At 46.3% G+C, this 26,412-nt stretch carries 28 protein-coding genes; 17 read left to right on the top strand and 11 right to left on the bottom strand.

Annotated elements, in window-relative coordinates; translation table 11 throughout:
• Positions 1–8: 8 nt before the first annotated feature.
• The 7 genes from BM359_RS04080 to rlmM all read left to right on the top strand — a co-directional run bounded on the left by BM359_RS04080 (position 9) and on the right by rlmM (position 5,945).
• Positions 9–1,130: an enoyl-CoA hydratase/isomerase family protein gene (locus BM359_RS04080; protein WP_054488202.1), complete on the top strand. Its 1,122-nt coding sequence runs from the start codon at positions 9–11 to the stop codon at positions 1,128–1,130.
• A 27-nt stretch (positions 1,131–1,157) separates the two neighbouring features.
• Positions 1,158–2,054, top strand: a complete 897-nt coding sequence (gene mmsB, locus BM359_RS04075; protein ID WP_054488201.1) for a 3-hydroxyisobutyrate dehydrogenase — start codon at positions 1,158–1,160, stop codon at positions 2,052–2,054.
• Between the two features lie 20 nt (positions 2,055–2,074).
• A complete protein-coding gene (locus BM359_RS04070; RefSeq protein ID WP_054488200.1) occupies positions 2,075–2,839 on the top strand; it encodes an SDR family oxidoreductase in 765 nt (254 codons plus the stop codon).
• Between the two features lie 97 nt (positions 2,840–2,936).
• Entirely contained in the window at positions 2,937–3,836 is a 900-nt protein-coding gene (locus BM359_RS04065; protein WP_054488199.1) for a transcriptional regulator GcvA, read from the top strand.
• Positions 3,836–4,459: an alpha/beta family hydrolase gene (locus BM359_RS04060; RefSeq protein ID WP_054488198.1), complete on the top strand. Its 624-nt coding sequence runs from the start codon at positions 3,836–3,838 to the stop codon at positions 4,457–4,459. The genes BM359_RS04065 and BM359_RS04060 overlap by 1 nt, the downstream gene beginning before the upstream one ends.
• On the top strand, positions 4,456–4,836 hold the full coding sequence (locus tag BM359_RS04055; protein WP_054488196.1) for a DUF423 domain-containing protein: 381 nt from the start codon (positions 4,456–4,458) through the stop codon (positions 4,834–4,836). Before BM359_RS04060 ends, BM359_RS04055 begins: the two co-directional genes overlap by 4 nt.
• Positions 4,836–5,945, top strand: coding sequence for a 23S rRNA (cytidine(2498)-2'-O)-methyltransferase RlmM (gene rlmM, locus BM359_RS04050; RefSeq protein ID WP_054488194.1), 1,110 nt, complete (start codon positions 4,836–4,838; stop codon positions 5,943–5,945). Before BM359_RS04055 ends, rlmM begins: the two co-directional genes overlap by 1 nt.
• A gap of 44 nt (positions 5,946–5,989) precedes the next feature.
• On the opposite strand, the gene BM359_RS04045 is transcribed toward rlmM, so the two are convergent.
• From BM359_RS04045 to BM359_RS04025, 5 genes are all read right to left on the bottom strand, one after another.
• A complete protein-coding gene (locus BM359_RS04045; protein ID WP_054488192.1) occupies positions 5,990–6,994 on the bottom strand; it encodes an isocitrate dehydrogenase in 1,005 nt (334 codons plus the stop codon).
• A gap of 106 nt (positions 6,995–7,100) precedes the next feature.
• On the bottom strand, positions 7,101–8,624 hold the full coding sequence (locus BM359_RS04040; RefSeq protein ID WP_054488191.1) for a hypothetical protein: 1,524 nt from the start codon (positions 8,622–8,624) through the stop codon (positions 7,101–7,103).
• Positions 8,621–9,007, bottom strand: a complete 387-nt coding sequence (locus tag BM359_RS04035) for a DUF3192 domain-containing protein (protein ID WP_054488190.1) — start codon at positions 9,005–9,007, stop codon at positions 8,621–8,623. The genes BM359_RS04040 and BM359_RS04035 overlap by 4 nt, the downstream gene beginning before the upstream one ends.
• 7 nt (positions 9,008–9,014) lie before the next feature.
• Positions 9,015–10,370 carry a nucleotide 5'-monophosphate nucleosidase PpnN gene (gene ppnN / locus BM359_RS04030; RefSeq protein ID WP_054488189.1) on the bottom strand — a complete coding sequence of 452 codons (1,356 nt, stop codon included), beginning with the start codon at positions 10,368–10,370 and terminating at the stop codon, positions 9,015–9,017.
• Positions 10,371–10,443: 73 nt separating this feature from the next.
• The gene (locus BM359_RS04025) at positions 10,444–11,967 is read right to left on the bottom strand and encodes a GGDEF domain-containing protein (RefSeq protein WP_054488188.1); all 1,524 of its coding nucleotides are present in this window, start codon (positions 11,965–11,967) and stop codon (positions 10,444–10,446) included.
• Between the two features lie 151 nt (positions 11,968–12,118).
• Between BM359_RS04025 and BM359_RS04020 the strand changes: the two genes are divergently transcribed.
• Positions 12,119–13,897 (top strand): M61 family metallopeptidase, encoded by a 1,779-nt coding sequence (locus BM359_RS04020; RefSeq protein WP_054488187.1) that lies wholly within the window; start codon positions 12,119–12,121, stop codon positions 13,895–13,897.
• A gap of 4 nt (positions 13,898–13,901) precedes the next feature.
• Here BM359_RS04020 and queF read toward each other — a convergent pair whose 3' ends face one another.
• The gene (queF, locus tag BM359_RS04015) at positions 13,902–14,726 is read right to left on the bottom strand and encodes an NADPH-dependent 7-cyano-7-deazaguanine reductase QueF (RefSeq protein WP_054488185.1); all 825 of its coding nucleotides are present in this window, start codon (positions 14,724–14,726) and stop codon (positions 13,902–13,904) included.
• A 59-nt stretch (positions 14,727–14,785) separates the two neighbouring features.
• On the opposite strand from queF, the gene syd reads away from it, so the two are divergent.
• The 4 genes from syd to BM359_RS03995 all read left to right on the top strand — a co-directional run bounded on the left by syd (position 14,786) and on the right by BM359_RS03995 (position 16,890).
• Positions 14,786–15,334, top strand: coding sequence for a SecY-interacting protein (gene syd / locus BM359_RS04010; protein WP_054488184.1), 549 nt, complete (start codon positions 14,786–14,788; stop codon positions 15,332–15,334).
• Positions 15,335–15,475: 141 nt separating this feature from the next.
• Positions 15,476–15,856: a DUF3192 domain-containing protein gene (locus BM359_RS04005; RefSeq protein ID WP_054488183.1), complete on the top strand. Its 381-nt coding sequence runs from the start codon at positions 15,476–15,478 to the stop codon at positions 15,854–15,856.
• Positions 15,857–15,889: 33 nt separating this feature from the next.
• Positions 15,890–16,570, top strand: a complete 681-nt coding sequence (locus tag BM359_RS04000) for a GNAT family N-acetyltransferase (protein ID WP_054488182.1) — start codon at positions 15,890–15,892, stop codon at positions 16,568–16,570.
• A 5-nt stretch (positions 16,571–16,575) separates the two neighbouring features.
• Positions 16,576–16,890 carry an Mpo1-like protein gene (locus tag BM359_RS03995; RefSeq protein WP_054488181.1) on the top strand — a complete coding sequence of 105 codons (315 nt, stop codon included), beginning with the start codon at positions 16,576–16,578 and terminating at the stop codon, positions 16,888–16,890.
• On the opposite strand, the gene BM359_RS03990 is transcribed toward BM359_RS03995, so the two are convergent.
• Entirely contained in the window at positions 16,861–17,172 is a 312-nt protein-coding gene (locus BM359_RS03990) for a DUF3301 domain-containing protein (RefSeq protein ID WP_054488180.1), read from the bottom strand. The two genes, BM359_RS03995 and BM359_RS03990, sit on opposite strands and share 30 nt — an antisense overlap.
• Positions 17,172–18,203 (bottom strand): DUF3549 family protein, encoded by a 1,032-nt coding sequence (locus tag BM359_RS03985; RefSeq protein ID WP_054488178.1) that lies wholly within the window; start codon positions 18,201–18,203, stop codon positions 17,172–17,174. The genes BM359_RS03990 and BM359_RS03985 overlap by 1 nt, the downstream gene beginning before the upstream one ends.
• Before the next feature lie 93 nt (positions 18,204–18,296).
• Here BM359_RS03985 and BM359_RS03980 point away from each other — a divergent pair, with 93 nt between their 5' ends.
• Both BM359_RS03980 and truC read left to right on the top strand, forming a co-directional pair.
• Complete coding sequence (locus tag BM359_RS03980; protein ID WP_054488177.1) at positions 18,297–18,641, top strand: YqcC family protein; 345 nt, start codon at positions 18,297–18,299, stop codon at positions 18,639–18,641.
• 2 nt (positions 18,642–18,643) lie between these two features.
• Positions 18,644–19,354, top strand: coding sequence for a tRNA pseudouridine(65) synthase TruC (gene truC / locus BM359_RS03975; protein ID WP_054488176.1), 711 nt, complete (start codon positions 18,644–18,646; stop codon positions 19,352–19,354).
• Positions 19,355–19,357: 3 nt separating this feature from the next.
• Here the strand turns inward: truC and dapD are convergent, their stop codons facing one another.
• Genes dapD through map form a run of 3 tightly spaced genes read right to left on the bottom strand, consistent with a single transcriptional unit; the run spans position 19,358 to position 23,638 of the window.
• Positions 19,358–20,182, bottom strand: coding sequence for a 2,3,4,5-tetrahydropyridine-2,6-dicarboxylate N-succinyltransferase (dapD, locus tag BM359_RS03970; RefSeq protein WP_054488173.1), 825 nt, complete (start codon positions 20,180–20,182; stop codon positions 19,358–19,360).
• Between the two features lie 9 nt (positions 20,183–20,191).
• Entirely contained in the window at positions 20,192–22,831 is a 2,640-nt protein-coding gene (gene glnD, locus BM359_RS03965) for a [protein-PII] uridylyltransferase (RefSeq protein ID WP_054488171.1), read from the bottom strand.
• An 18-nt stretch (positions 22,832–22,849) separates the two neighbouring features.
• A complete protein-coding gene (gene map / locus BM359_RS03960) occupies positions 22,850–23,638 on the bottom strand; it encodes a type I methionyl aminopeptidase (RefSeq protein ID WP_054488170.1) in 789 nt (262 codons plus the stop codon).
• Positions 23,639–23,923: 285 nt separating this feature from the next.
• Here map and rpsB point away from each other — a divergent pair, with 285 nt between their 5' ends.
• From rpsB to pyrH, 3 genes are all read left to right on the top strand, one after another.
• The gene (gene rpsB, locus BM359_RS03955) at positions 23,924–24,652 is read left to right on the top strand and encodes a 30S ribosomal protein S2 (protein WP_054488169.1); all 729 of its coding nucleotides are present in this window, start codon (positions 23,924–23,926) and stop codon (positions 24,650–24,652) included.
• Between the two features lie 15 nt (positions 24,653–24,667).
• Positions 24,668–25,546, top strand: coding sequence for a translation elongation factor Ts (gene tsf, locus BM359_RS03950; protein ID WP_054488167.1), 879 nt, complete (start codon positions 24,668–24,670; stop codon positions 25,544–25,546).
• 103 nt (positions 25,547–25,649) lie between these two features.
• Positions 25,650–26,384 carry a UMP kinase gene (pyrH, locus tag BM359_RS03945; protein WP_054488545.1) on the top strand — a complete coding sequence of 245 codons (735 nt, stop codon included), beginning with the start codon at positions 25,650–25,652 and terminating at the stop codon, positions 26,382–26,384.
• Positions 26,385–26,412: the final 28 nt, after the last annotated feature.

Raw genomic sequence — 26,412 nt, 5'->3', positions numbered from 1 at the left:
GAGACTCCATGCAAGACGTTGTACTTTTTGAAGAACTGAACGCCGGTGACAAAGTCATCGGCGTTGCTACATTAAATTCCGAGAAATCGCTAAATGCTCTAAGCCTGGCAATGGCTGAAAAGCTGTTGCCACAGCTCAAGAAATGGGCAGATGACGACAAAGTGGCTTGTGTCTGGTTGCAGGGCGCTGGTGAAAAAGCTTTCTGTGCCGGTGGTGACATTGTCGCTATGTACAAAGCTATGCAGGCCGAGCCAGGCAAGTTAGTGGAAGAGGTTGAAAACTTCTTTACCCAGGAATATCAGCTGGACTACTTTATCCAGACATTCCCTAAGCCTTTAATTTGCTGGGGTGACGGTATTGTCATGGGCGGAGGTATGGGCTTAATGAACGGGGCCAGCCACCGTATTGTGACTGAGCGCTCGTTACTGGCCATGCCGGAAGTGACGATTGGCTTGTACCCGGACGTTGGCGCTACCTACTTCCTAAACCTTATGCCACAGGGCTGTGGTTTATTCTTAGGTATTACCGGTGCCACGATGAACGCAAATGATGCGTTATATCTGAACCTGGCAGACCATTTCGTGGGTCACGAAAGTAAAGAGACGATCCTGACTCAGCTTAAAGAAATGGAATGGGGGAATACCTCTGCACTAAATAAGCAGAAAGTGACCGACTTATTAAGTTCAGTTGCCAGCAACGATACAACGGCCTTACCTAACCCTCAGGTTGAGCCGCACCAGTCGCTTATTACAGAATTAACAGCCGGCAATGATATTGGCGATATTGTTACACGTATTGTGAATGATGAAACCGATGACAAATGGCTGGCGCGGGCGCGGAAGAACCTGGCAAATGGTTGCCCGTTTACTTCGCACCTGGTTTGGAACCAATTGCAGCAGGGTTCTGATTTGTCGTTGGCGGATTGCTTTCGACTGGAACTGACCCTGTCTTGTAACTGTGCGGTTCGTGGCGATTTCGCTGAAGGTATTCGGGCATTGCTGATTGATAAAGATAAGAATCCACAATGGCAGCATAGCTCGGTAGCAGAAGTACCAGCGGAAGAGGTTGATGCATTCTTTTTACCGCCCTGGGGCGAGCGAACGCATCCATTAGCCGATCTTGATAAATAAAACGAATTAACAAGAAGGAGTGCCTGTATGGCAACCGTAGGATTTATTGGACTGGGAAACATGGGTGGCCCTATGGCCAGCAACCTGGCAAAAGCAGGCCACACCGTTAAGGCTTTTGATTTATCGGAAGACGCGCTGAAAGCTATAGTTGCGGACGGTGCACAGGCAGCGAAAACAGCGGCTGAAGCCATCGACGGCGTTGAGTTTGTGGTGTCTATGCTGCCGGCAGACCGCCACGTAAAAGCTGTTTACCTTGGAGACGACGGTTTAATTAATAAACTGACCAAAGATCAGCTCGTTATTGATTGCAGTACCATTTCATCAGATACCGCTATGTATGTGGGTGAACAGCTCGAGAAAGCCGGTATTGCCTTTATTGATGCGCCGGTTTCTGGTGGTGTGGGTGGCGCGAAAGCCGGCACCTTAACCTTTATTTGCGGCGGCACAGAAACCAATGTGGACCGCGCTCGCACCGTGCTTAACGACATGGGGAAAAATGTTTTCCGTGCCGGTGATGTCGGTGCCGGACAGATTGCAAAAATTTGCAACAACATGCTGTTGTCGGTGTTAATGGTGGGTACTTCAGAAGCTCTGCAACTAGGTAAGGCAAACGGGCTGGACCCGAAAGTTTTGTCTGAAATTATGCTGGCAAGCTCGGGTAGCAACTGGACTTTACAGGTTTATAACCCATGTCCGGGCGTAATGGACAACGTGCCTTCAAGTAACGACTATCAGGGCGGCTTTTTGGTTGACTTAATGGCTAAGGATTTAGGCCTGGCGCAACAAACCGCGTTAGAAAGTGGTGCAGCAACGCCTATGGGGTCACTGACTCGTAATCTTTACCATAGCTGGTCTGAACAAGGCCACGGTCGTCAGGATTTTTCCAGTATTTTTAATTATGTGGCACCTAAGTCACAGAAGTAACCTAAGAAACGAGGAAGCACATGCAAATTAAAGACAGTGTTATTGTTATTACCGGTGGTGCCCAGGGGCTGGGCCTTGCAATGGCTGAAGATTTCGCCAAACAAGGCGCTAAACTTGCACTTATCGATATTAACGGCGACGTATTAGGTGAAGCTCAGGAGCACTGCGAAAAGCTGGGTGCTGCCAAAGTAGTTGGCTATGAAGTTGATATTACTGACGAAGAGTCGGTAGAAACCGTGTTTGAACAAATTCAGCAAGAGTTTGATGGTATTGATGTGCTGGTAAACAACGCAGGCCTACTGCGTGACGGCCTGCTGATTAAATTCAAAGACGGCGAACTGAAACAGAAGATGCCACTGCAGCAATTTCAGTCGGTTCTGGATGTGAACCTCACCGGTACCTTCCTATGCGGCCGTGAAGCCGCAGCGCAGATGGTAAAAGCTGGTAAGAAAGGCGTTATCATCAATATTTCCAGTGTCGCGCGTGCCGGCAACATGGGACAGACTAACTATTCCGCAACCAAAGCCGGTGTGGTTGCCATGACAGTCACCTGGGCTCGTGAATTGGGTCGCTACGGCATTCGCTGTGGTGCCATTGCGCCTGGCTTTATCGAAACCCCAATGACGGCACAGATGAAACCCGAAGCGGTTGATCGCGCGTTATCTATGGTTCCGTTGAAACGTTGGGGGCAGCCCAATGAAATTGCTCACAGCGCTCGCTACATTATTGAAAATGACTTCTTCAGCGGCCGTGTGGTCGAGATTGATGGCGGCGTTCGTCTGTAAGTCACATTAGTTAAAGTAATGATAAATAGCCGAACTAAGGGCGTCTCTGTTATAGTGGAGGTTATCTACTAAACAGAGACGCTTTTTAATTAATGGCATGCGGAAATTACCTCCCTTAAACGCGCTTAAATCATTTGAAGTGGCAGCGCGTCACCTTAGTTTTACCAAAGCAGCCGAAGAGTTATTTGTGACTCAGGCGGCCGTCAGTCATCAGGTAAAAGCGTTAGAAGACTTCCTTGAGCTTAAACTTTTCATTCGACGTAATCGCTCGCTGTTGCTGACCGAAGAAGGGCAGGAATACTACTTAGAGTTACGGGATATTTTTGAGCAACTGGCACAGGCCACCGATAAGCTTCGGTTAGTGTCTGAACGAGGCGCGTTGACCGTTTCGGTTCCACCCAGCTTTGCTATTTTATGGTTTGTCCCACGGCTCAGTAGTTTTCGTGAAGAGCACCCCGATATGGACATACGCATTAAAGCGGTGGATGAAATTAGTGGCTCTTTGACGGACGATGTTGATGTTGCTATTTACTATGGTGATGGCCGCTGGCCCGGCGTAAAAGCTTACCAGCTGCATGAAGAATATTTATGGCCAGTCTGTTCTCCCTTGTTGTTAGACAAAGCCAACATTCAAGAGCCGATAGATTTATTCAAACAAACGCTGCTGCATGATGAAACCCGAAATGCCTGGAAGGATTGGTTTCAGTTGGTAGGGTTGCCTCAGTATAAAGGCGATAACGGACCAGTATTTAGCCATTCCAGCCTGGCTTTGCAGGCGGCGGTTCACGGACAGGGCATTGCATTAGCGAATAATGTACTGGTTAAATCCGAAATTGACAGCGGGCATCTGGTTCGTATTTTTCCTCAGGCTTTGCAGCGGAATAAAGCCTTTTATCTGGTTTGTCGTGACAATCAGGCGGAGATAGGTAAAATCGCGACCTTCCGTCAATGGCTACTCGGTTTGGTTCAAAAAGAAGAGCAAGAGTTTAATCAATAATGCGCTATCAACAGCAGAATTCGAACGGGACCTTTCGTATTGTTTTTTTGCACGGGTCAGGTGGTGGGCCGGATACAGAGTTTATGAATTTTTTTGCGGAGCAGGGGGCGGTGCTTGGCGCGGAAGTTGTGCGGCCAGATTTTCCTTATTGGGAAATGGTCCGGGAAACCGGTAAGCAACGACCTCCGAATAAAATGCCGGTGCTCGCCGATGCAACTGACGAGCTGCTGAGCGAATTACAGCAAGATAATAAGCCGTTAGTTTTGATGGGTAAGTCATTAGGAAGCCGGGTGATGTTGCGCTTAGCTGACAAGTACAGCGCGAAAGCAGTAATTGTTCTGGGTTTTCCGTTTCATCCGCCGCATAAGCCGGAAAAGTCACGTTTGGAAGAGCTGGAAATGACGCAGGCTCCCGGCCTTATTTTACAGGGCACTCGGGACCCATTTAGTAAGCCTCTTTTAAAAAGAGCGGAGCAGGGGCAATGCGTGGAGTTACCGCACAACTGGCAGTTACAATGGCTAGAGGGTGCCGATCACGGTTTTGCCGCCACAAAAGCCAAAGCGGCGGATACGCCTAAGCTATGGCAAGAGGCGGCAGATGCTATTAAGGAGTTCATTCAATGAGTCAGTTATTTTTAATTGTGGCGGCCATTTTAGGCGGTACAGGCGTTATGCTGGGGGCTTTTGCTGCCCATGGGCTTAAATCGAAGTTAAGCGAAAACTTGTTAAGCGCATTTGAAACTGGTGTTACTTATCAGTTTTATCACGCTCTGGCATTATTTGCCTTAGCACTTTGGTTAAAGCAGTCACATTCGGTTTGGTTTGTTGCCAGCGGTTATTTATGGTTGGCGGGTGTTATTTTGTTTTCGGGCAGTTTGTATGCGTTAGCGTTGACGGGCATTAAATGGTTCGGGCCAATAACGCCTCTCGGTGGATTGCTATTTATTGCCGGTTGGCTCAGTTTGTTAGTTGGCGCAGTGAAGTTAGGAGCAGGTAGTTAATGAAAGACATCGTTAGCGGCAAAGGCAGTGGTATTGTATTACTGTGTCGCGCTGGGTTTGAAGGCGATTGTGCGGCTGAAATTCAGGATAAAACGGCAGAGCTGGGTGTTTACGGCTACTGTCAGACTCAACCTGATCAGGCCTATGTCACTTATAACTGCCAGCATGAAGAAGCTGAACACATTGCCCGTAAGCTGTCGCTTAAAGATCTGGTTTTTGCACGAGAAATGTTCGCCTTACTTGGCCCGGTAAAATTGGCCGGTATTGAAGATCGTGCGTCCGAAGTTATTGATGTGCTGAAACCTCACAGAGAAACTTTTGGTTTAGCGGGTGAACTGCGAGTAGAAACGCCGGATACCAACGAAGCCAATCAGCTATCAAAGTTTTGCCGGAAGTTCAGTGTTCCACTGCGCCAGGCCTTGCGTAAAGAAGAGCTTTTAAGTAATAAGCCTTTGGCTAAGCGACCTATGTTACACGTGTTATTTGTTAACTCGGCACATGCGCTGGTGGGGTATTCTTATAGCTATAACCAGACAGTGCACGAAGGCGGTATTGTTCGTTTACGTATGCCCAAAGAAGCACCTAGCCGGTCAACCCTGAAACTGGACGAAGCTTTCCAGGTGTTTGTACCTGAAAATGAGCAGGAAAAACGTGTTCACTCGGGCATGAAAGCCGTGGATTTAGGTGCTGCTCCAGGCGGATGGACTTATCAGTTAGTACGTCGTGGCATGATGGTACAGGCGGTCGATAACGGACCGATGGCTGAGTCTTTAATGGAGACAGGTCAGGTTAAGCATATTAAAGAAGATGGTTTTAAGTTTCGTCCTAAACGTAAGAATATTAACTGGTTGGTTTGTGACATGGTCGAAAAGCCGGCACGAGTCGGTGAGTTGATGACCAGTTGGTTACTGGAAGGTGACTGTGAAGAAGCCATTTTTAACTTGAAGTTGCCAATGCGACAGCGCTATGCGGCAGTGAAAGAGTATTTGAGTCAGATTACCGATAAGCTTCAGACTGAAGGCACCAAGCCTTTTGAAATTCAGGCTAAGCACCTTTATCACGACCGTGAAGAAGTCACTGTACACTTACGTTGGCTGCCACGGAGCTAGCTCGTTTCGGCATAGCCATGAGAGCCATGGCCATGCCGAAAATTTTAAAGTCGGTCAATAACCGCCTGAGTAAAGTCTGTAGTGCCGTGTGAACCGCCTAAGTCGCGAGTTGTACGGTCGCCGCTGGCAATGACGTCGGCCAGTGCTTTGGTGATATTGGTTGCTTGTTCTTGCATTCCCAAATACTCAAGCATTTGAATCGAAGCCAGAATTACTGAGCTTGGGTTTGCCAGGTTTTTACCGGCGATATCCGGAGCTGAACCATGTACGGCTTCGAAAATGGCGCAGTTTTTACCAATGTTAGCGCCTGGTGCCATACCTAGCCCACCGACCAAACCAGCACAAAGGTCAGATAGAATATCGCCGAACAGGTTTGTGGTAACAATCACATCAAACTCTTCCGGGTTCATTACCAGACGCATACAAGCCGCATCGACAATCATTTCTGTCGACTCGATATCCGGATATTCTTCTGCAATTTCACGAGCAACTTTAAGGAATAAGCCTGACGTTGACTTCAGGATATTGGCTTTGTGAACCGCCGTAACTTTTTTACGACCTTCGCGGCGCGCTGTTTCATAAGCAAACCGCACGATACGCTCTGCACCTTCGCGCGTGATTCTGCTCATAGCTTCAGCTTCATTACCATCTTCAGAGACTTTTTGTCCTAAACCCGAGTACATACCTTCGGTATTTTCGCGGATGGTGATGATATCAATATCTTCATAGCGGGCCTGAGTCCCTTTAAAGGACAATACAGGGCGCACATTTGCGTAGAGAGAAAAATGTTTGCGCAGGCTGACATTAATTGAAGTAAAGCCTTCGCCAACTGGGGTTGTTAATGGCCCCTTTAAAGTAACACCGTTACGTTCAATCGCATCAAGAGTATTTTGCGGTAATAGCTCTCCGGTTTTTTCCAAAGCAGTCAGGCCGGCTTCTACGTATTCATACTGAAAGTCACAACCCGCTTTATCTAAAATTGCGGTTGCTGACTTAACGATATCCGGGCCTATGCCGTCACCTGGAATAACTGTGATGGTTCTACTCATGAATTGCTTCCTTTAAACCGTGTTACAACAAAAAACAGGAACGGTCATTCTACCACCGCGTTGATAATACTGACTAGCTCTGTACTATTCACCACGCGAATAAGCACTATAACGGTGAGTAACAATGACTGTCGAAGGCTGCTTTTGTTTTAATTTTTGTCAATTGATCAGCATCGATTTTTAATTGCTGACAACTGGATTTTAGCAGGGATTTGACTGAGCTGCTTAATGATACATCGGGATAATAAGTGCTTAAGGTCAAATAGTGTGACAAAAAGAAAAGGGCACTTAACTCATCATTTTCTTCCTTATCTGGATCTAATAGGCGCTCAGTAGCCGGAGGCAGCTGCCAGCGTTTGACCAACTGCTTACTCCGGCGAAAATCACTAATATCCAGCGCTGAACCTACCCAACTGGTGCTGTAGCAATGCTCAACGTATTTTGGACGAGGCCATTTAGCGGACTTTATCAGTTCTGGGTGACGAAATAAGTCGGAACCTGAAAGTAGAGCCAGTAGCGGCGCCGGTGTGGGTAAATTAATACTTGTGGTATCTGATAAGCGCTGCAATAAAGTGGTTAATAAGCCGAGCTTTTGCATCAAATTTTTATGCAAGGGAATAGTGTTTAAAGAAAACTGATGCTGCAGGAATGCAGTGGCCAGAATCACGGAAGCTCGCTTAGAACCCAGCCACAAGTAAGCCTGTTTTAAATCCATACGGCTTGCTTCGCTGTAACCAATACGCTCACTTTGTTGGACTGCAGCGTGCAAACTATTGGCTAAAAAAGGAAGCTGGTTTACCTGTTGAATGACGGCATTCAAGGCGCCATTTGCATTTGCGTATCGATTAATCGCTTTTAACAGCGACCGCGGTGTTTGCTGTACTGAGCTCTGTTGCTCTTGTTTCATTAAGCGATGGCTACTCAGAGCGTTGAGTTGTTCATTCGTCAGAGCTCGATTGTTTATTTGCCAATTGGCTGACTCTTCCGGGCTCAGGTAAAATGGACTGTCCAACTTATGAATTAAGGCTACGACGGCATGCTTGCCTTCAAACCCCAGCAATACGGCGGTTTGTTTGTTTTGTTCATTCGAAAACTTCTGGCCTGTCAGCCGCACTGAGAAGGTGTCTTGCTGGGTTAGAAGCGCCCAGAAACGGTAGCGAAAATCTCCGTTTAATAACGGAAAAAACGCCAGGCTGGGTTCGATTCGTTTTAGCTGCACTTGAGTCAATGCTTCAACCCAGTATCTAAATACAACGATATCGGGCGAGCTTAACGTCAATGTCTCTAAAGCAGAAAGCCACAGTGATTGTCGCAGCTGACGCTGTTTCCAATAGCCAGGGTCGGGATTAAGTTTTGCACTAATGCAGGCCGCAGCCAGAATTCGGCGATAATGGGTGTGTAAAGACCACTGATAACCGCACTTTAAGGCGTTAACGCAAACGGCAAGTATCTCACTTATCGCGTGGTTGTCTTCCGGATACTGTTGCTCGGCATAAATTGGAAGAAGCTCCGGCCAGCGGTTTTGCTGGTATTCTTCATCAATAAACTGAACTAAACGATAAAGCTGACGAATATCGTGTTGTTTCAGTAAATTACCGGCTTTTTCACAACACTCCGTCAGTTTATTCATTCGCGCCTCTGATTATCCTGATAGTCGCGGTATGAATCGTTACCCCAGGCTATGAGCTCATTGTCTTTGAATACCAGAGGCGTGCATTCATCTTTGGTGGTGATGCCGTCAGAAGTCACGTGGTGTGTACGATAAAACAATACTTGCATGTCACCTTTGGGTGAGGCTTTTGCTTCGTTGATGTCCGGGGAGCCCAAAATTCGGATAACGCTGTCTTTGGACATACCGAGATCTAACTGACCAATTTGTCTGGCGTTGTAGGTTTCCCGTTCCTGCCACTGCAAGTCGGCGGGGTCAGCCTGATAAAGCATCAGTACTGCCCCGACAATAGCCAGATAACTTACGGCACCAATAGCAAGTATGACAAAGACTTTATTTTTCATAAATCCTTCAGTCAGTAACAACCTTATAACAAGGATGATACACCGAACCCGGCAGTTTCATACGACCCTGTTCGACGAATGCTCTTAACAATACGTCAAGTCGCTTCATTAACTGTTTTTCACCATGAATAGTAAATACGCCTTTTTCTCTAATTTGGCGAATACCATCGTCTTTCACATTACCGGCAACAATGGCAGAGAAGGCGCGACGTAAATCAGCGGCAAGTTCTTCTTTGGGCTGCTCTGGGTGCAGGTTAAGCGATGAAACATTTTCATGAGTCGGATAAAAAGGACGCTGAAAGTTTTCATCGATAAAGAGGGTCCAGTTAAAGTAGTAAGCATCGCCTGAGTCACGGCGATACTGTTTTACCGCCGCCATACCCGCATGCATGTGCTGAGCGACACCGGCAGGGTCTGCGATAATAATACGGTAAAAACCGCGGGCGTCTTCGCCTAACGTATCGACGATAAAAGTATCTAAAGCATCAAAGTAGTCTTTAGAGCTTTCGGGACCTGTCAAAATTACGGGCAAACTTTGTTGCTGGTTTTTCGGGTGCATCAAAATGCCAAGTAAATACAACAGTTCCTCTGCTGTACCCGCGCCACCCGGGAAAATCACAATTCCGTGCGCGCAGCGCACGAAAGCTTCCAAACGTTTTTCAATATCAGGCAGAATAACCAGCTCATTGACAATAGGGTTAGGTGGTTCTGCTGCAATAATCCCGGGTTCTGTAAGACCTAAGTAACGGCCACTGCTAATACGCTGTTTAGCGTGTCCGATAGTAGCGCCCTTCATTGGCCCCTTCATTGCTCCGGGGCCACACCCTGTACAGATGTTGAGGCCTCGTAAACCGAGTTGATAACCCACTTCTTTGGTGTATTTATACTCGCCTTCATTAATGGAGTGGCCTCCCCAGCAAACTACCATGTCCGGCTCTTGCATCGCCTGAATGGTGCGGGCGTTGCGTAAAATATCGAATACCACATGGGTGAGGGTAGCGCTATCAGCGTCTTTAAGTTCTTCTTCCGAGTAACGGTCTCCGGTAAAAAGAATGTCACGTAATACAGACTCGAGCAGTTCACGTATTCCGACAATCAGTTCGCCGTCAACAAAGGCTTCGGCAGGTGGTTCTATAAGTTCAATTTTAATGCCGCGCTCTTTGCGAATAATATTAACTGCGAAGTCTTTGTATTTATCGTAGATTTCAGCACTGCTGTCGGTGTTACTACCGGCATTTAAAACCGCAAGACAGCAGTTACGGAATAATTTATAAAGTTGGCTGTTTGAGGACTGCTTTAAACGCTCTATTTCGAGCTGTGACAAAAGAGACATACTGCCTCTTGGAGAAATGCTTGCTCTCATTATGTTTTCATACTCCTGTAAAAACGATGACTCGGCGTCATCCTTGTGCCGGCGTTGGTCGTGCGTCTAGTTTCTATTTCGCTTTCATGACCTTATTGCGCCCGCTATTTTTTGCATCATATAGAGCTTTATCTGCTCTTTCGAAAACCGCTAATGGCGTATCTTCGTTGTATTGACACTTCGCTATTCCTGCTGAAATAGTAATACGAATGTCTTCACTTTTAAATTTAAACGGAATAGTCGCAACTTTTCCCCGTGCATTTTCGATGTGCTGATAAGCTTCCCGATCATCCGAACAGAATATAATAGCAAACTCTTCGCCACCGTAGCGACAGACAAAACCAGACTCTTTGAGTGCCTTGCTGAGGGTTCCTGCAATAACTTGCAGAGTTTTATCGCCGGCAATATGACCGAAGTTATCGTTAATATTTTTAAAGTGGTCGACGTCTATTACCGCGATAGTAAGCTGTGTCTCACCTTTTACCCAACGCTCAAACTCGAGGTTTAGGCGTTCCTCAAAAGCCGACCGGTTGGGTAACTTGGTCAGATTATCCTGTAAGCTACGAAACTGCTGTTTTGCTAATTCTTTTTTATAGTACTCGACCTGAGCTTCGGTATCCCTTAGCTGCTGCTTTATTTCCAGCGTGTTGCTGTTAAAGTTTTCACGCTCTTCATCATGCAACTTCAAGTGTTGATTCAGTGTTTCACTTAATGTCTGTAATTGTTTGCCAACGGACTCTTTTAAGTCATAAAGCTCACAGGCATCGGTGACACATGCACTGATCTCTGAGACGCCATTTTTCAGTTTTTGATTCAGATGAACGCGCTGGTCAGCGTAGTCTGAAGAATGATTAATAGTTTTACCCAGCACACTTTGAACCGATTCCAGCGAAGCATTCAGTTGCTTTAAGAAATGCTGTGCCGACTTTCGTTCATCATTAATGTTACTGAAAACTAACCGCATGATTTTTAAAGTGATGGCGAGCAGAGTTTCACTTGTCTGCGGTTTTTGCAGGGCAACTTTCATTTGTCGCAGAGTATCGGCAGCGTTTCCTGAAAACTCAACTTCGCTTAGTAAGTCGAGCAATTGGCTCTGGTACTGACTAACTTGAGTCTCTGTCTTAACAGCAGGCTGTTGATAGGAAAGTGCCAGTAATTGGTTCATCAACGGAAGATAGTGAGAAACCGTCATTGTCGGTTGCTCAAATTCGCTGGCGACACGCTGCAGTTTAGAGCGGCTGTTATTATCGTGCGGTTTAATTGAAGCCAGCGCCTGACGGATGCTTTCGTTGGTTAGCTTTAGCTGTGTCTGCAAACGAATCGTATGCTGCGATATTGCGTCGCTAAGCTTCTGCATAATTGGCTCGAGAACGGCCGCAGAAGCATTCTGCTGCAGGTGTCCGCGCAGCTTATGCAGCAGAGTGTCCAGCTCCGTATCAACACCACTTAACGCTAAGCAAAGATCATTCACAAAATTTGAGTATCTTTGTGAGTCACGTAAATAGTCATCTTCTAATTGCTTACGAGACTGGATGCTCTGTTGCAACTTTTTGCTAAGATGCTGAATCTTTTCTTGTGGTGTTTCAGGTACTGCCAATGCTCACCTACCCAATACTGAATGCAATAGCTATGATACGAAAATTATTATTATAAAGTCTAACCTATCTGAATTTATTTACTATTGGTGAATTGTGGTAGTCTTTGCAAAAACAGACTAACAAAAAACTCGAAATTAACGGAGACTGACTGTGCGTAAGAGCTTATTGGCTGTTGGTGTTATGTTAGCCCCTTCAGTAGTATTGGCAAATACCGATTATAAAATTGACCTGGCGCAACCAGAACACCATAAGGGTGAGGTTTCAATTACTTTTCCGGCCAGCGAAGAAAAGTTCCTGGATATAAAAATGCCAGCCTGGAGAACAGGTTACTACCGAATTTTAAACTTGGCGAATGGCGTGCGCGACTTCGAAGTGCGCAGCAATGGTGAAGAACTGCGTTGGGAAAAAGTTGATAAAAGTACCTGGCGCATATACCTGCCAGAGCAAAGCGGTGAGGTTACCGTTGATTACGAAATCTATGCGAATCAGTTGGGGCGTCGTAGTCGCCATATAGACGACACTCACGCTTATTTGGATGCATCTGCCGTATTTATGTATGCCGACGCGTGGCGCAATGAACCAATTTCAGTTTCTCTTGACGTTCCTGAGGACTGGAAAAGCTACTCGGGAATGGAGCGCCAGGGAGATCATCAGTTTACTGCTCAGAATTGGGATGTATTTGTTGATTCCCCAATAGAGACCGGTATTAACACACACTATGCATTTACTCAGGATGAACGGAACTACGAAGTGGTGTTCTGGGGTGAAGGAAATTACGATGCTGAAAAGACGGTTTCAGATTTAAAAAAGCTGGTGGGAACTGGTGACTCTATATGGAGTGATTATCCGTTCGAGCGTTATGTGTTCATGATCCACGCAACAACTGGTGCCGGTGGCGCAACGGAACACAAGAACTCCACGGTTATTCAGCGACCACGTTATAGCTTTGCCAGCCGCGATGACTACCTATCTTTTATGTCGACAGCATCGCATGAGTTTGTTCACACCTGGAACGTAAAAGCATACCGCCCCAGTGGTTTAGTTCCTTATGACTATCAAAAAGAAAACTACACAGATTTATTTTGGATAGCAGAAGGCTCCACCAGTTATTTCCAGAATCATCTGTTGTTACACGCAGGCATTATGGAACCGTCAGAATACTTTGAGCGTGTGGCCACAAGTATTGATCGGCACAAAGCGAAACCCGGACGTGACGTCATGTCGGTAGCTGAGGCGTCATTTGAAGCATGGATAGACCAATACGGTGACAGGGCTCATAACGACTCTGTTAATATTTATTCAGAGGGGGCGCTGGTTTCCTGGATGCTGGACAGTGAACTTCTGGAAACAACTGAAGGTGAAGTTAGTTACCGCGATATTCATAATGAACTCTATCAGCGCTTTGATGCTGACCATGAAGGATTCACTGCCGCGGATGTATTAACCATATTAAAAGAGCTGACAGGCCGCTCCTGGCAGAACTGGTGGCAGAATAATGTTGAAACGCCTGCCGATATTCCGTTTGAAACCATGTTGGAGCGAGTTGGTTTGGAACTGGTTTATGAGAAAGATGATGAGCCAGAAGTGTGGGCAGGCTGGAATGCTAATGACACAAGCGGCGGTATGGAACTGACTCGTGTTAGTAAAGGAAGCCCCGCGTGGGAAGCTGGCTTTACCCCCGGTGACGTGATTGTCGCCTTTGACGGACACAAAGTGGTTGATGGTCGTTTCAGCGATGCTTTTAAAGAGTATGAGGCAGGAGAGTCTATAACCGTTACGTTCTTCCGTCGTGACCAGTTGCATGAAAAAACCTTGAGCGTGAAAGCCAAACCCGCCACAGATGCGAAAATTGAGCCTGTGGATGAGCCAACGGCTGAGCAACAGGCCCGGTTTCTTCAATGGTTACAAATTCCGCATCCTAACGCCTAAGGCTTTATTGTCGGGCCATGCGCTGCATCTGCAGCGCTGGTTCGAAGTCCGAACGAAATGGGTTTATGTCGAGGCCTCCGCGGCGAGTATAGCGGGCATAAACCGTCAGTTTTTTCATCCCCAGCGCTTTTAAGTCCTGATAAATACGTTCAACGCATTGTTCGTGGAATTCATTGTGGCGCCTGAATGAGACCAAATACGCCAATAATGACGCATGATCCAACTTGGGCCCCTGATAATGAATATAGACGGATCCCCAGTCTGGTTGGTTCGTGATAAGACAGTTAGACTTCAACAGGTGACTGTGTAGCTTCTCTTCTGTCTCATTATGCTCCGTTATTAATAATGACGGCTGATAGTCATATTGCGAGATTGTAATGTCCTGCTTATCAATACAAAGACCGGGGAAGGTTGCAATGGATTCACCTTCTAGCTCAGACAAGGGCTTTAAGGTAACACTGACCCTGGCTCCGGCACATGCAGATAAGTCTTTTTCTATAAGTACCTGAACCTCTTGCCAGGAACCAAAACGAGTGTCATTGAAACTGTTTAAATAAAGTTTAAAGGACTTTGATTCAATGAGATTCGGACTTTCCGCAGGCACTTCAAAGTAGCCGACAGCGACTTGTGGCAATCCATTTGAGTTCAGCCAGGATACTTCGTAGCCAGTCCATAAATCGACACCGGAAAAAGGCAGCTTACCAACAAGACCTATGGGCTCACGATTCAGTGAGCGGGGGACAGGTTGTAGCTGCTTCGGGTCATATTCACTCGGGTAGTCTGTGCTTTGCCCCAGCGATAAGTGGTCGAGTGCGTGCTTTTTTGGCATTTAAGTCGCTCCGTAAGTACAATGCCCTTATTGTAAATTTTCTTAGGTGTAAGTGCCAGATGAAGACGTTAGAAGAAACTATCGATGCCTTAATGGAGCGTTATCAAAATCAGGTTCCTGTCCGTTATACGGAGTATGTAGAAGAGTGGAGCAGTCCAATATATGGCGAGGTTATTGATGACGATACGGTTGAATGGACGCCGTTTTTACAAACTAAGCCTCTGGCTTTTGATGAGCTGGAAAAAGCCTTAGAAATAACCTTCCATGACAGTATTAAAGCGCTATTTGGGCGCTGGTATGCGGGCGACCTGGCGCTTTCTTATCAGGGACATCCGATACATTTATTACAGATCCAAAGTGAAGAAGATGGTGAGCGGTTGTTGGCAAATATAACCGGACATATTTTAATGAAACGTCGGTTAAAACAACCAGAAACGGTCTTTATTGGGTTAGGAGCAGATAACGATGACTTATTGTTGTCGATAGATAACCACAGCGGTGCTGTTGGACTTGAATGGGTGGGGAAGGAACAGCATGAAGTCCTTGCCGACTCTTTGTCTGAGTGGCTCAATGAATGCGAGCCTAAAATTAGTGAAAATAACGATTAATTAGCAAATTAGCAAAACCTGAAAAATATAAAGCGCAATAAAAACATAGGGTTACGTTTTGGCCTGAAGCTTGCTTTAAATGAGCTGCTGAAAATATATTGAAGCAAACTTATTAATAAAATAATCAGGAGAACATGAAGCATGCTGAAAAGATCTTTATTGGCTGTTGCGTTGCTAAGCGCGTTAACTTTATCCGGTTGTGTTGTTGTAAAAGAGTCGAGTTACGATGGTAGTAACGAAAAATATGAAGGGCAGCAGTCAGAGCAAAGAAACCGCTCTTCGATTGCGGCATTACCACCCTCACTTTCGGTTAGCGAAGCCTTGAACCGATTAGGAACTCCCGATTTTAATGACTCCTGGGAATCTGAACAACATCGATATCAGGTTCTGTATTATCGCACACACAGAAAACATGCTGATGGTATGACGACCCGTGATGAGTGCACGGCTATTGTGTTCATTGACGGTACCCTGGCAGGTACCGGAGAAATGGCTCTCGACAGGATCCCGAAAAATGGTTAACTTGGTGTTATAAAAAACTAACCAGTGGTTGTTATGCAAGGCTTAACCGAAAAAACAGAAAGTGAAATCGATAAGGCAAGTGAGAACAGCAGCGAGCATATTAAGGGAGAGCTTGTCTATCTTGTTGCCGAAGATCTTAAATTAGCGGCTTCGCTTTTGTTTCAGACTTACTATGACGATGAATTGTTGCAAAAGATTTTTCGGGCCGATAAGCCGGATTACGAAAAGCGTCTACGAGCCGCAATTCGTGAAGATCTGAATGCGTTTTGGGAAAGTGGACAACCCATTATTGGTATCCGTGACGGCGGCACACTATTAGGTGTCGCCTGTCTCACCCGTCCTGGTAAGAGCTTTGGTCCTGGCCGTTTTTGGCATTGGCGCATTAGTATGCTGCTGACTGCAGGTTTTTTAAGTACCCGACAGGTGCTTGAAAAAGAACGTCTTATTCAGCAAGCGATGCCCGATGTTCCCTACCATATGTTAGCTTTTATTGCCGTAGCGCCGCAGTATCAATCTCAAGGGGTAGGGCATTTATTGGTTGAGGCTGCTAAAACGGTATTTGAAGAAGATCCTGAATCGCAGGGCATTGCAGTCTACGTCACCCGCTCTGATTATCAGGCATTTTTCAAGAAGCGCGGTTACCGTTTGCAGGCCCAGATAGAAGTTGAAAAGCTACCCGGTGAAGTACTCTTTTACCCTAGGCAAGAAGATTAAAGCTAATGAGTTATTCCAGTTTTAAAGAGTTTTACCCTTACTACTTGCAAGAGCACTCTGACAAGCGTTGTCGGATCCTACATTATATTGGCAGCACCCTGGTGTTGGCTGTGTTAGTTTACGCTTTGGTTAGCGCTAACTATTGGTGGTTGCTGGCTTTGCCGGTTATTGGTTATGGATTTGCCTGGCTGGGTCACTTTGTGTTTGAGAAGAATAAGCCAGCCACTTTTCAGTATCCTTTATATAGCTTACTGGGTGACTGGGTTATGTATAAAGATGCCTGGGTTAAATTATTGACCGGGAATTCGAAACGGCGGTAACTCAACACCAACTAAGCGCTGGTTATGAAGAGTCAGTTCTCCTTCATAACGAGTTTCTCCGTCGCTGCTAAACCCCATTTTAAATGTACTTCGCCAGCCCGGCTGGCTTCCTTTAAAAGACCATCGGGTATCCTCACGACGAATATCCAGAAACTGCAAACCTTGCTGTTTACAATAAAAAACAGCGTGTTTTTGCGCGCTTTCCGACTGCTGGCGATGTTGCCAGAAAACCCATATTGCGGTTGCCAACCCGAGAAAAACAATAACATCAAGTAAGTTCATCAAGCGCTCCGGGTTTGCTGTTTTAATCGGTTTAAAGCTTCGCCAACGGCTTCCGACTGTTTCTGCTGTGCCAATATAGACAGAAGCAGGGGACGTATATCCGGTAAGGCAATAATATCCTGAAATAACGCATCAAACAGGGCGTTATCCAGTGAAGCGATTGCATCTAAATAGCTTAACAAGCTGTGCTCATCGTTAAGTACGGGCCATAATCGGGCGGCGACAACAACCAGTTGGTCAGCGTTTGCATCAGGAATGGTCTCGTTGACGGACTTTTGTACGCGCGGGTGAGTGGCAACGGAAGCTAACGCTCTCAGGCTGTCTGTACAAAGCAGTGCACCATTGCTCTTAACATGCTCAAGCAATGAATCTCGTAGTCGTGGCGTGATGCTTTGCTGTTCAAGGGCAACAGCGAGCGGCTGCCTTACCGCTTTAGGGTAAGTTGAAAAATGTGTTGCTATGGCTTCGCTCAGTTCCGGCAGTTGCTCTAATCGGGCTGCACAGTCGTGCAGGCCTTGTAAGCCAATTTGCTGCCAGTCAATGTCAGCTTCCGGTTGTTTTAAGTAAGCTTCCGCGGTCTCAAAGTGAATTGAGGGTGACAGCTTTAGCTGACGCTGAACCCGTGCATGCAACGCAGCCCGCTGATGCTCATTCGGTGTGAGTAAATAAGGATTCTGCTGCAGTTGCTTTTGTTGCTCCTCGGTCATCTCACCGGTAATTTCGTGGCCCAATGCGTTAACCACATATTCAAGGTATTGATTACGTGCCGCTAAATTTAAAAGCCCGCGCTCATCCAAAGGGAACTGCAAAAACCAGATGAAAGGCTGCTGATCATGCTGCTTATGCTGAAACAATATCGCCAGTTGAGCCTGTCTGGCTATCGGGTAGGGGTAAGGACGTTGCTGGTGCTCAATAGCAGCAAAGTCATCCTGAGACAGTTCAGTAAGGCATCTGCCAATATCAAAAATTTTGTACTCTGCTTGGCCGGCTTGCAAAAACTCACCCAAGGTGGTGATGGTCGGTGCTGACACAGGCGCTCCCTTTTTGCTTGAATTTTAAGGCGTATTAAATCACTATGGCGCCATTATATCGGTTTATACAATGATGTGGTAACGGAGTCTGATATGGAGCAGTATCAGAAAGCCGCTCGATTACTTGATAGAATAGAGCGCGAACTGAACAGTCTTGGCTTATGGCAGTCTCACCAGCCTCCCGTGCAGGCTTTGGAAAGTCAGCAGCCTTTTGCTGTTGATACGCTGGAGTTTCATCAGTGGCTGCAATTTATTATGTTGCCGCGGATGTGGTCTCTGGTCGACAGTCAACGACCTTTGCCTGAGGGCGTCGCGGTTAGTCCAATGGCTGCTCATACCTACCGTAACGAGCTTGAACAATACGAACAACTTATCGCTCTAATCCGTGAGTTTGATGTGCTGCTAAGTGGCACTGATCCTCTGCAGGAAGACGTCTAACGGTGAAGCAGTTAGAACTTGTTTACCAAGACGAACATTTAGCTGTTATTAATAAACCCAGTGGCTTACTGGTTCACCGAAGCCGCATAGCAAGCGGTGCCCGTGAATTTGCTATGCAAATGCTGCGAAACCAATTGGGGCGTCATGTCTACCCTGTGCATCGGCTGGACAGGCCAACGTCAGGGTTACTCATCTTTGCTCTTAGTAGTGATATCGCACGAACTTTGACTGAACAGTTAACCGCTCGTGAGGTAAGAAAAACCTATCATGCGGTCGTCAGAGGTTATGTAGCTGAAAGCGGTACTATTGATTACGCGCTAAAAGAAGAACTGGATAAATTAGCGGACGCTGACGCGGATACCGATAAAGAAAAACAGCCGGCGGTGACGCATTATAAATGCTTAAAGCAGGTTGAATTGCCTTATAAGGTCAGCAAAAAACACGATACCACGCGTTATTCATTGGTTCAGTTACAACCAGAAACGGGACGCAAGCATCAGTTACGCCGCCACATGGCCCACATTCGACATCCCATTGTTGGTGACACCAACCATGGGGATGGCCGGCATAATAACTTTTTTCGCGAGCACTTTAATTGCCACCGTTTACTGCTGGCAGCGACTGGACTTAGCTTTAAACACCCAGTCAGTGGCGAGTCCATCAATTTGGAAATACCACTGCCGGATGAGTTTCACCAGCCATTTCTTAAGTAAAAGTTATTCCGCGCTGCGTAGCAGGGCATTGATACCCACTTTGGCACGAGTTTTAGCATCTACCCGTTTTACAATAATGGCAGCGTATAGGCTGTGTGTACCGTTTGCAGAAGGCAATGAACCTGGTACAACAACGGAACCTGAAGGTACGCGACCATATAGAATGCGGTCATTTTCGCGGTCATAAATGCGCGTGCTCTGGCCAATGTAAACGCCCATGGAAATCACCGCGCCTTCTTCAACAATAACGCCTTCAACAATTTCTGAGCGCGCACCAATGAAGCAGTTATCTTCAATAATCGTCGGGTTTGCCTGCAGCGGCTCCAGAACACCACCGATTCCAACACCGCCGGATAGGTGCACATTTTTACCGATTTGTGCGCAGGAGCCGACAGTAGCCCAAGTATCAACCATAGTGCCTTCACCAACGTATGCACCAATATTTACGTATGACGGCATAACGACGACATTGCGGCCAATAAAAGCACCTTTACGCACCATAGCCGGTGGTACAACGCGCATGCCTTCGGCACGGAAACGGGCACTGTCATAGTCAGCAAATTTCGCCGGCACTTTGTCCCAGAAGCGGGTTTCGCCGCCTTCAATCAGGTCGTTGTCGTTTAAACGAAACGACAGCAGAACGGCTTTTTTCAGCCATTGATGAACAACCCACTCGCCCGAAATTTTTTCAGCGACTCGCAACTCGCCGCGGTCAATCTCGTCAATGACGTAGCGAACTGCTTCACGCAAGTCGTCATTTTCAGTATGGGCGTTGAGCTGATCACGTTGTTCAAATGCATCGATGATGCGTTGTTTTATGTTTTCCATGATAAGAATTTAAAACTCCAGGTCTTTGATAATTTGTTTTTTTAACGTTTGTTTCTGCTTGTCGTCCAAAGCGGTTTGTTGCTCCGTGGTGACAATGAATAAATCTTCTGCCTGCTCGCCTATGGTGGTAATTTTTGCGGCAAGTAAGGTGACATTCTGTTGCTGTAAAATAGCCGCAAGTTTAGCAATAAGGCCGGGTCTGTCCAGAGTTACTAGCTCAAAGGTTGTGCGACCGTGATGCTTACTTGGTATAAATGTCACTTCTGTGGCGACTGAAAAGTTTTTCATGCGCCGTGACAAGGGGCGTTTTGTACTGGGGACAGGTATGCGTTTATGCAGAACGTCCAGCAATTGTTGTTTGACTTCTTCAATGCGCTGAGGTTCTGTCAATGGCTTGCCGTCCCGTTGCAGTACAACGAAAGTATCCATGACAAAACCGTCACGAGTGGCAAGGATTTGTGCATCCAGAATATTTAACTGCTGGCTATCCAGAACACCGGCAACAGACGCAAACAAGTGGCTTTCTTCATGATGATAAATAAACAGCTCGGTTGTACCATAGTTGTTTTCATCACCAATTAGAATCAGTGGTAGCTGGTCGGTCGGCAAGTTTAGTATATGCTGTGAATGCCAGCTGATCTGCTCTGGCGTATGCCGGAAGAAATAATCGGCAGTAAAACGGCCCCACAAAGCGAGAATTTCTGACTTTTCAAACCCGGCACTTAACAGCAAAGCCATTGCATTGGCTTTGTTTTCGTTTATTTTCTGGCGAATATCCAGAGTTGGTTTATTACTGTCTTGTTGCAGCAAATAAGATGTTGCGTTGTATAGCTCTTCCAGCAGGGTTGCCTTCCAGTTATTCCAGAGCGACTGATTGGTTGCGCGAATATCCGCCACCGTAAGACAATAAAGGTAGTCCAGCCGCTCGAGCGTTGAAACCTGATTAGCAAAGTCTTGTATAACCTCAGGATCATGAATGTCACGTTTCTGTGCGGTAACTGACATGGTTAAGTGGTGTCTTACCAGCCAGGCAACCAGCTCAGCGTCTTCTTCGTCATAACCATGCTGATGACAGAAGTTGCGCGCGTCCATTTCGCCTAATTCAGAGTGATCACCTCCGCGGCCTTTGGCTATATCATGAAAAATACCCGCCAAATAAAGGCAATAGCGACGATCCATCTGTGCTACCAGCTTTTCGCATAAGGGAAACTGGTCCTGGTAGTCTTCGTCGCTGAAGCGGTATAGGTTTCTCACCAGACGAAAAGTGTGCTCATCAACAGTGTAAGCGTGGAACAGATCAAACTGCATTTGCCCCACAATTTGTTGCCACTGAGATAAATAACTGGCCAATACGCTGTGGTGATGCATAAGTGCAAACGCCAGGCCACAGCCACGGGGATGCTGAATGAGCTGGTTAAACAGGTTTCTGCATTCAGGGTCATGGCTAAGAGGCTCGGTTAACTGAGCGCGCGCGTTTCTGAGTAAACGAATGGTATTTGAATGGATGCCTTTTATCTGTGGGTGTTCGGCAATGCAGACAAAAGCCCGGACAATATTGCAGTGGTCGTCGAATACGTTGTCATGTCGTGCAGTGAGCAACTCATTTGAGACCGCAAAGTCATCGCTAATATGCTCTGCGTGTTGTAAGTCCTGTGTACCCAGTATGGCCTGATGAAAGAATTGCAGTAACATCTGGTTGAGCTCGCTGACACGAAGAACCACTTTAAAGTAATCTTTCATCATGGTTTCGACGGATGCTTTACCGTCATTGCCATACCCCAGGCGAACCGCTACGCCGGGCTGAAAGTCAAATAACAGGCGGTCTTCGCGTTTACCAGCTTCAAGATGGAGGGCAAAGCGGATGCGCCATAACCAGTTCATGCAGTCACGTAGCTCGACGAACTCATCGGCCGTCATATAACCGTATTCAACCAGGTTTTCGTCCGAATGGGTGCGGAAGTGACGTTTAGCAATCCAGCCAACGGTCTGGATGTCACGCAGTCCACCGGGACTTGATTTGATATTAGGCTCGAGATTATAGGACGTACTGTGATATTGCTGATGTCGTTGTTTTTGCTCATCAAGTTTGGCCTGATAAAAGTCTCGGCTCGACCATGGAAAGTCATTCAGTAACTGTTGATGAAATTCGTTATAAAGATCCTCAGAGCCATCAAGATAACGGCTCTCAATAAGGTTTGTAGCAATAGTAATATCGTTTTCTGATTGACTAAAACATTCGTCGATGGTGCGTACCGAATGGCCGATATCTAAATGAAGATCCCATAAAAAGGTAATAAGCTGACTGAGCTTTTCAGACAACCTGGTTTCAGCGTCTTCGCTCCGGGGGGCAATTAAAATGAGTAAATCGATATCTGAACCCGGATGCAGTGTTTCACGGCCATAACCGCCAACAGCTAATATAGTGGCGGGTTCATTGTTAAGTTTAAACTGTTGCCACAATTGGCAAATGAGCTGATCAAAAAATGTCGAACGGTGATGAACAAGCTCATCAATGTCGGCCGTAACAAAACGCGCCGCAGACCAGTTACGGTAGCTCTCCAGAAGTGCTTTATAGTCTTTAATGCAAGGGGTATGAGTTCTGTCAGGCCAACGGCCATGGAAGTCTTTATCCTGTTCAACATCAGCCATAATACCCCCTGAAGTCAGTTAGTTGTGCTCGATAACTCGCGCTAAGTCAGGTTCGTCATTACGTAATGTGAGAACCTCTACACCGTTATCCGTGACTAATAGAGTGTGCTCCCACTGTGCACTCAGACTGCGATCTTTGGTAAGTACGGTCCAGCCGTCTTTCATCAATTTCGTGTGGCGCTTGCCAACGTTAACCATAGGCTCGATAGTAAAGCACATTCCGGCTTTTAACTCTTCGCCGGTACCTGCCTGGCCATAATGAAGAATTTGTGGATCCTCATGAAACACGGAGCCAATACCGTGTCCGCAGTATTCGCGGACAATTGAGTAGCCGTGGCTTTCCGCGTGCTTTTGAATAACTTCCGCAAAGTCGCCGAGCTTGATCCCTGGCTTGACCATTTCTATCGCTTTGTAAAGGGACTCCTGGGTCACTTTAATCAAACGTTCTGCCATAATAGTAGGCTTACCTACCACAAACATTTTTGAGGTGTCGCCGTGGTAACCATCAAGCTTTACGGTGACATCAATGTTCATAATATCGCCATCTTTAAGCTTTTTGGGACCAGGAATACCGTGGCAGACACAATGGTTAACAGAGGTGCAAATGGACTTAGGGAACCCATGGTAATTTAACGGAGCAGGGTAAGCGCCATGGTCAGTAATATACTTGTGGCAGATATCGTCCAGCTCTTCTGTGGTTACACCGGGTTTTACGTATTCACCAATCATTTCAAGAACACTAGCGGCAAGCTTGCCTGCAGCGCGCATTTTTTCGATTTCTTCGGGTGTCTTAATTGAGATGGTCATTCTCTTCCTGTCCGTGACTGCTGGAAAAGCCGACAGTTTAACAGCGACTGATAGAATTCGCTATCTTTGAGGCGGGTTAAAACATAAGTTAAGTAACGTTTTTTGTTGTGTAAGTGTGCTCGTTATGGTATAAAACGCACGCTTTTTTGGCCTTATGCCAACAAAGTAAACTTGTATGTAAATGATAATCCACACATACATCGACACATAAGGCGGGGTGCTTGTCTAAGAACAAGTCGGCTTATGGGATGTATGGAGGCTTAACCCCCTAAAAGGAAAAATATTATGGCTAACGTGTCAATGCGTGACATGCTGAAAGCAGGTGTCCATTTCGGTCACCAAACTCGTTTCTGGAATCCAAAAATGAAACCTTACATTTTTGGTGCTCGTAACAAAATTCATATCATTAACCTCGAAAAAACTGTGCCTATGTTCAACGATGCGTTGAGCTACATGCAGCACGTTGCTTCAAACAAAGGTAAAATCCTGTTTGTTGGTACTAAGCGCGCAGCAGCAGAAGCGGTTAAAGAAGCAGCTATTAACTGTGGTCAGTACTATGTAAACCACCGTTGGTTAGGCGGCATGTTGACTAACTGGAAAACAGTTCGTCAATCAATCAAGCGTCTAAAAGACCTTGAAACAATGAGCCAGGACGGAACATTCGACAAACTAACCAAGAAAGAAGCTTTGGTTAACACTCGTGAAATGGAAAAGCTGGAAAAAGGCTTAGGCGGTATCAAAAACATGGGCGGCTTACCTGACGTTCTGTTTGTTATCGATGCTGATCACGAGCACATCTCTATTAAAGAAGCTAATAACCTGGGCATTCCAGTTGTTTCTGTTGTGGATACAAACTCTGACCCTGACGGTGTTGATTACATTGTTCCGGGTAACGATGACGCGATCCGTGCAATTCAATTGTATTTGAACACTGCTGCAGAAGCGGTAAAAGAAGCACGTACAGCGCAAGTTGAAGCGAAAGACTCTGACGATTTCGTCGAAGCAACTGAATAATCGAGGAATAGAATCATGGCAATTACAGCAGCTCTAGTAAAAGAACTGCGCGAGCGCACAGGCGCTGGCATGATGGACTGCAAAAAAGCATTGCAGGAAGTCGACGGTGATATGGAAGCGGCAATTGACCTGATGCGTAAAAGCGGTCAGGCCAAAGCAGCGAAGAAAGCAGGCCGTGTTGCAGCTGAAGGTGTTATTTTAGTTAAGTCTGAAGGCAACCAGGCAACTTTAGTTGAACTAAACTGCGAAACTGATTTCGTAGCACGTGACGACAGCTTCCTGGCATTTGGCGATAAAGTCATTAACGTTGCATTTGCTAACAAAGAAAATGACGTTGAAGCGTTAAAAACGACAGACATCGGTGGTCAAACGGTTGAGAAAACTCGTGAAGACTTAGTGGCTAAAATTGGTGAGAACATGAACGTTCGTCGTGTTCAAACTCTTGAAGCTGGCGATGTTGTTGCAACTTACACTCACGGTGCTCGCATCGGTGTTGCAGTTGCTCTTACCGGTGGTGATGAAGACTTGGCTCGTGACTTATGTATGCACGTTGCAGCAAGTAATCCACAGTTTGTTAAGCCTGAAGACGTTGAAGCTGAAGTTGTTGAGAAAGAGCGTTCTATTCAGGTTGATATCGCAATGCAAAGCGGTAAGCCGAAAGAAATCGCTGAAAAGATGGTTGAAGGCCGTATGCGTAAGTTTACCGGTGAAATCAGCCTGACTGGTCAGCCTTTCGTGAAAGATCCATCAATGACTGTTGGTGAGTTACTGAAGAAAGCTGGTGCCGATGTTGTTACTTTCGTTCGCTTTGAAGTGGGTGAAGGTATTGAACGTAAAGAAGAAGATTTTGCTTCTGAAGTTCAGGCACAAGTGGCGGCAGCGAGCAAAGGCTAACAGCGTGGTCTCGACCAGCCCCATGAAATAGAAAATTATAAACCGCGTCTTGAGCGTTCAGGACGCGGTTTTTTTTAAACTAAAGGAAAGAGTAGAGGCAATGATGAGCACCCATCCGAAACCCAGTTATCGACGCATATTGTTAAAACTCAGTGGTGAAGCCCTTATGGGGGACGAACCATTTGGCATTGATGCTAAAGTGCTTGATCGTATGGCACAGGAAATTAAGGAATTAGTTGAACTTGGGGTTCAGGTAGGCTTAGTCATTGGTGGTGGTAACTTATTCCGTGGAGAAGGTTTAGCCAAAGCTGGTATGAATCGTGTTGTGGGTGACCATATGGGTATGTTGGCAACAGTGATGAATGGTCTGGCAATGCGTGACGCTCTGCATCGTGCTTTTGTTAACGCGCGCTTAATGTCAGCTATTGAATTAACGGGTGTTTGTGACAGCTATAACTGGGCAGAAGCTATTAGTTTATTAAAGTCAGGTCGGGTGGTGATTTTCTCTGCCGGAACTGGCAACCCTTTCTTTACGACAGACTCAGCGGCGTGTTTACGCGGAATTGAAATTGAAGCTGAAGTTGTTCTTAAAGGAACGAAAGTTGATGGGGTTTATTCGGATGATCCCGTGAGTAATCCGGATGCAACCTTGTATAAGCATATTAATTACGATGATATACTGGAAAAACAGTTAAAAGTAATGGATTTAGCGGCATTCACTCTGGCGCGAGACCACGCTTTGCCTATCCGGGTGTTTAATATGAATAAGCCGGGTGCTTTACGAGCCGTGATTATGGGTGAAGAAGAAGGTACACTAATTAGTAAAGACGCAGAGTAATCGCCGCTATTGAATAGAAGGGTATAAG

Source organism: Idiomarina abyssalis (genome assembly GCF_900116625.1).
GTDB classification, from domain to species: Bacteria; Pseudomonadota; Gammaproteobacteria; order Enterobacterales; family Alteromonadaceae; genus Idiomarina; species Idiomarina abyssalis.
This window is presented reverse-complemented; position numbering and strand designations above follow the sequence as displayed.

Coding starts and splice junctions, on each gene's coding strand:
- rpsB (WP_054488169.1), top strand. CDS start 23,924: ATGGCTAACGTGTCAATGCGTGACATGCTGAAAGCAGGTGTCCATTTC.
- BM359_RS03990 (WP_054488180.1), bottom strand. CDS start 17,172: ATGAACTTACTTGATGTTATTGTTTTTCTCGGGTTGGCAACCGCAATA.
- BM359_RS04040 (WP_054488191.1), bottom strand. CDS start 8,624: ATGAATAAACTGACGGAGTGTTGTGAAAAAGCCGGTAATTTACTGAAA.
- rlmM (WP_054488194.1), top strand. CDS start 4,836: ATGAAAGACATCGTTAGCGGCAAAGGCAGTGGTATTGTATTACTGTGT.
- dapD (WP_054488173.1), bottom strand. CDS start 20,182: ATGGAAAACATAAAACAACGCATCATCGATGCATTTGAACAACGTGAT.
- BM359_RS04000 (WP_054488182.1), top strand. CDS start 15,890: ATGCAAGGCTTAACCGAAAAAACAGAAAGTGAAATCGATAAGGCAAGT.
- ppnN (WP_054488189.1), bottom strand. CDS start 10,370: ATGAGAGCAAGCATTTCTCCAAGAGGCAGTATGTCTCTTTTGTCACAG.
- BM359_RS04005 (WP_054488183.1), top strand. CDS start 15,476: ATGCTGAAAAGATCTTTATTGGCTGTTGCGTTGCTAAGCGCGTTAACT.
- glnD (WP_054488171.1), bottom strand. CDS start 22,831: ATGGCTGATGTTGAACAGGATAAAGACTTCCATGGCCGTTGGCCTGAC.
- BM359_RS04045 (WP_054488192.1), bottom strand. CDS start 6,994: ATGAGTAGAACCATCACAGTTATTCCAGGTGACGGCATAGGCCCGGAT.
- BM359_RS04065 (WP_054488199.1), top strand. CDS start 2,937: ATGCGGAAATTACCTCCCTTAAACGCGCTTAAATCATTTGAAGTGGCA.
- tsf (WP_054488167.1), top strand. CDS start 24,668: ATGGCAATTACAGCAGCTCTAGTAAAAGAACTGCGCGAGCGCACAGGC.
- BM359_RS04060 (WP_054488198.1), top strand. CDS start 3,836: ATGCGCTATCAACAGCAGAATTCGAACGGGACCTTTCGTATTGTTTTT.
- BM359_RS04035 (WP_054488190.1), bottom strand. CDS start 9,007: ATGAAAAATAAAGTCTTTGTCATACTTGCTATTGGTGCCGTAAGTTAT.
- queF (WP_054488185.1), bottom strand. CDS start 14,726: ATGCCAAAAAAGCACGCACTCGACCACTTATCGCTGGGGCAAAGCACA.
- BM359_RS03995 (WP_054488181.1), top strand. CDS start 16,576: ATGAGTTATTCCAGTTTTAAAGAGTTTTACCCTTACTACTTGCAAGAG.
- BM359_RS03980 (WP_054488177.1), top strand. CDS start 18,297: ATGGAGCAGTATCAGAAAGCCGCTCGATTACTTGATAGAATAGAGCGC.
- BM359_RS04080 (WP_054488202.1), top strand. CDS start 9: ATGCAAGACGTTGTACTTTTTGAAGAACTGAACGCCGGTGACAAAGTC.
- syd (WP_054488184.1), top strand. CDS start 14,786: ATGAAGACGTTAGAAGAAACTATCGATGCCTTAATGGAGCGTTATCAA.
- mmsB (WP_054488201.1), top strand. CDS start 1,158: ATGGCAACCGTAGGATTTATTGGACTGGGAAACATGGGTGGCCCTATG.
- pyrH (WP_054488545.1), top strand. CDS start 25,650: ATGAGCACCCATCCGAAACCCAGTTATCGACGCATATTGTTAAAACTC.
- map (WP_054488170.1), bottom strand. CDS start 23,638: ATGACCATCTCAATTAAGACACCCGAAGAAATCGAAAAAATGCGCGCT.
- BM359_RS04070 (WP_054488200.1), top strand. CDS start 2,075: ATGCAAATTAAAGACAGTGTTATTGTTATTACCGGTGGTGCCCAGGGG.
- BM359_RS04055 (WP_054488196.1), top strand. CDS start 4,456: ATGAGTCAGTTATTTTTAATTGTGGCGGCCATTTTAGGCGGTACAGGC.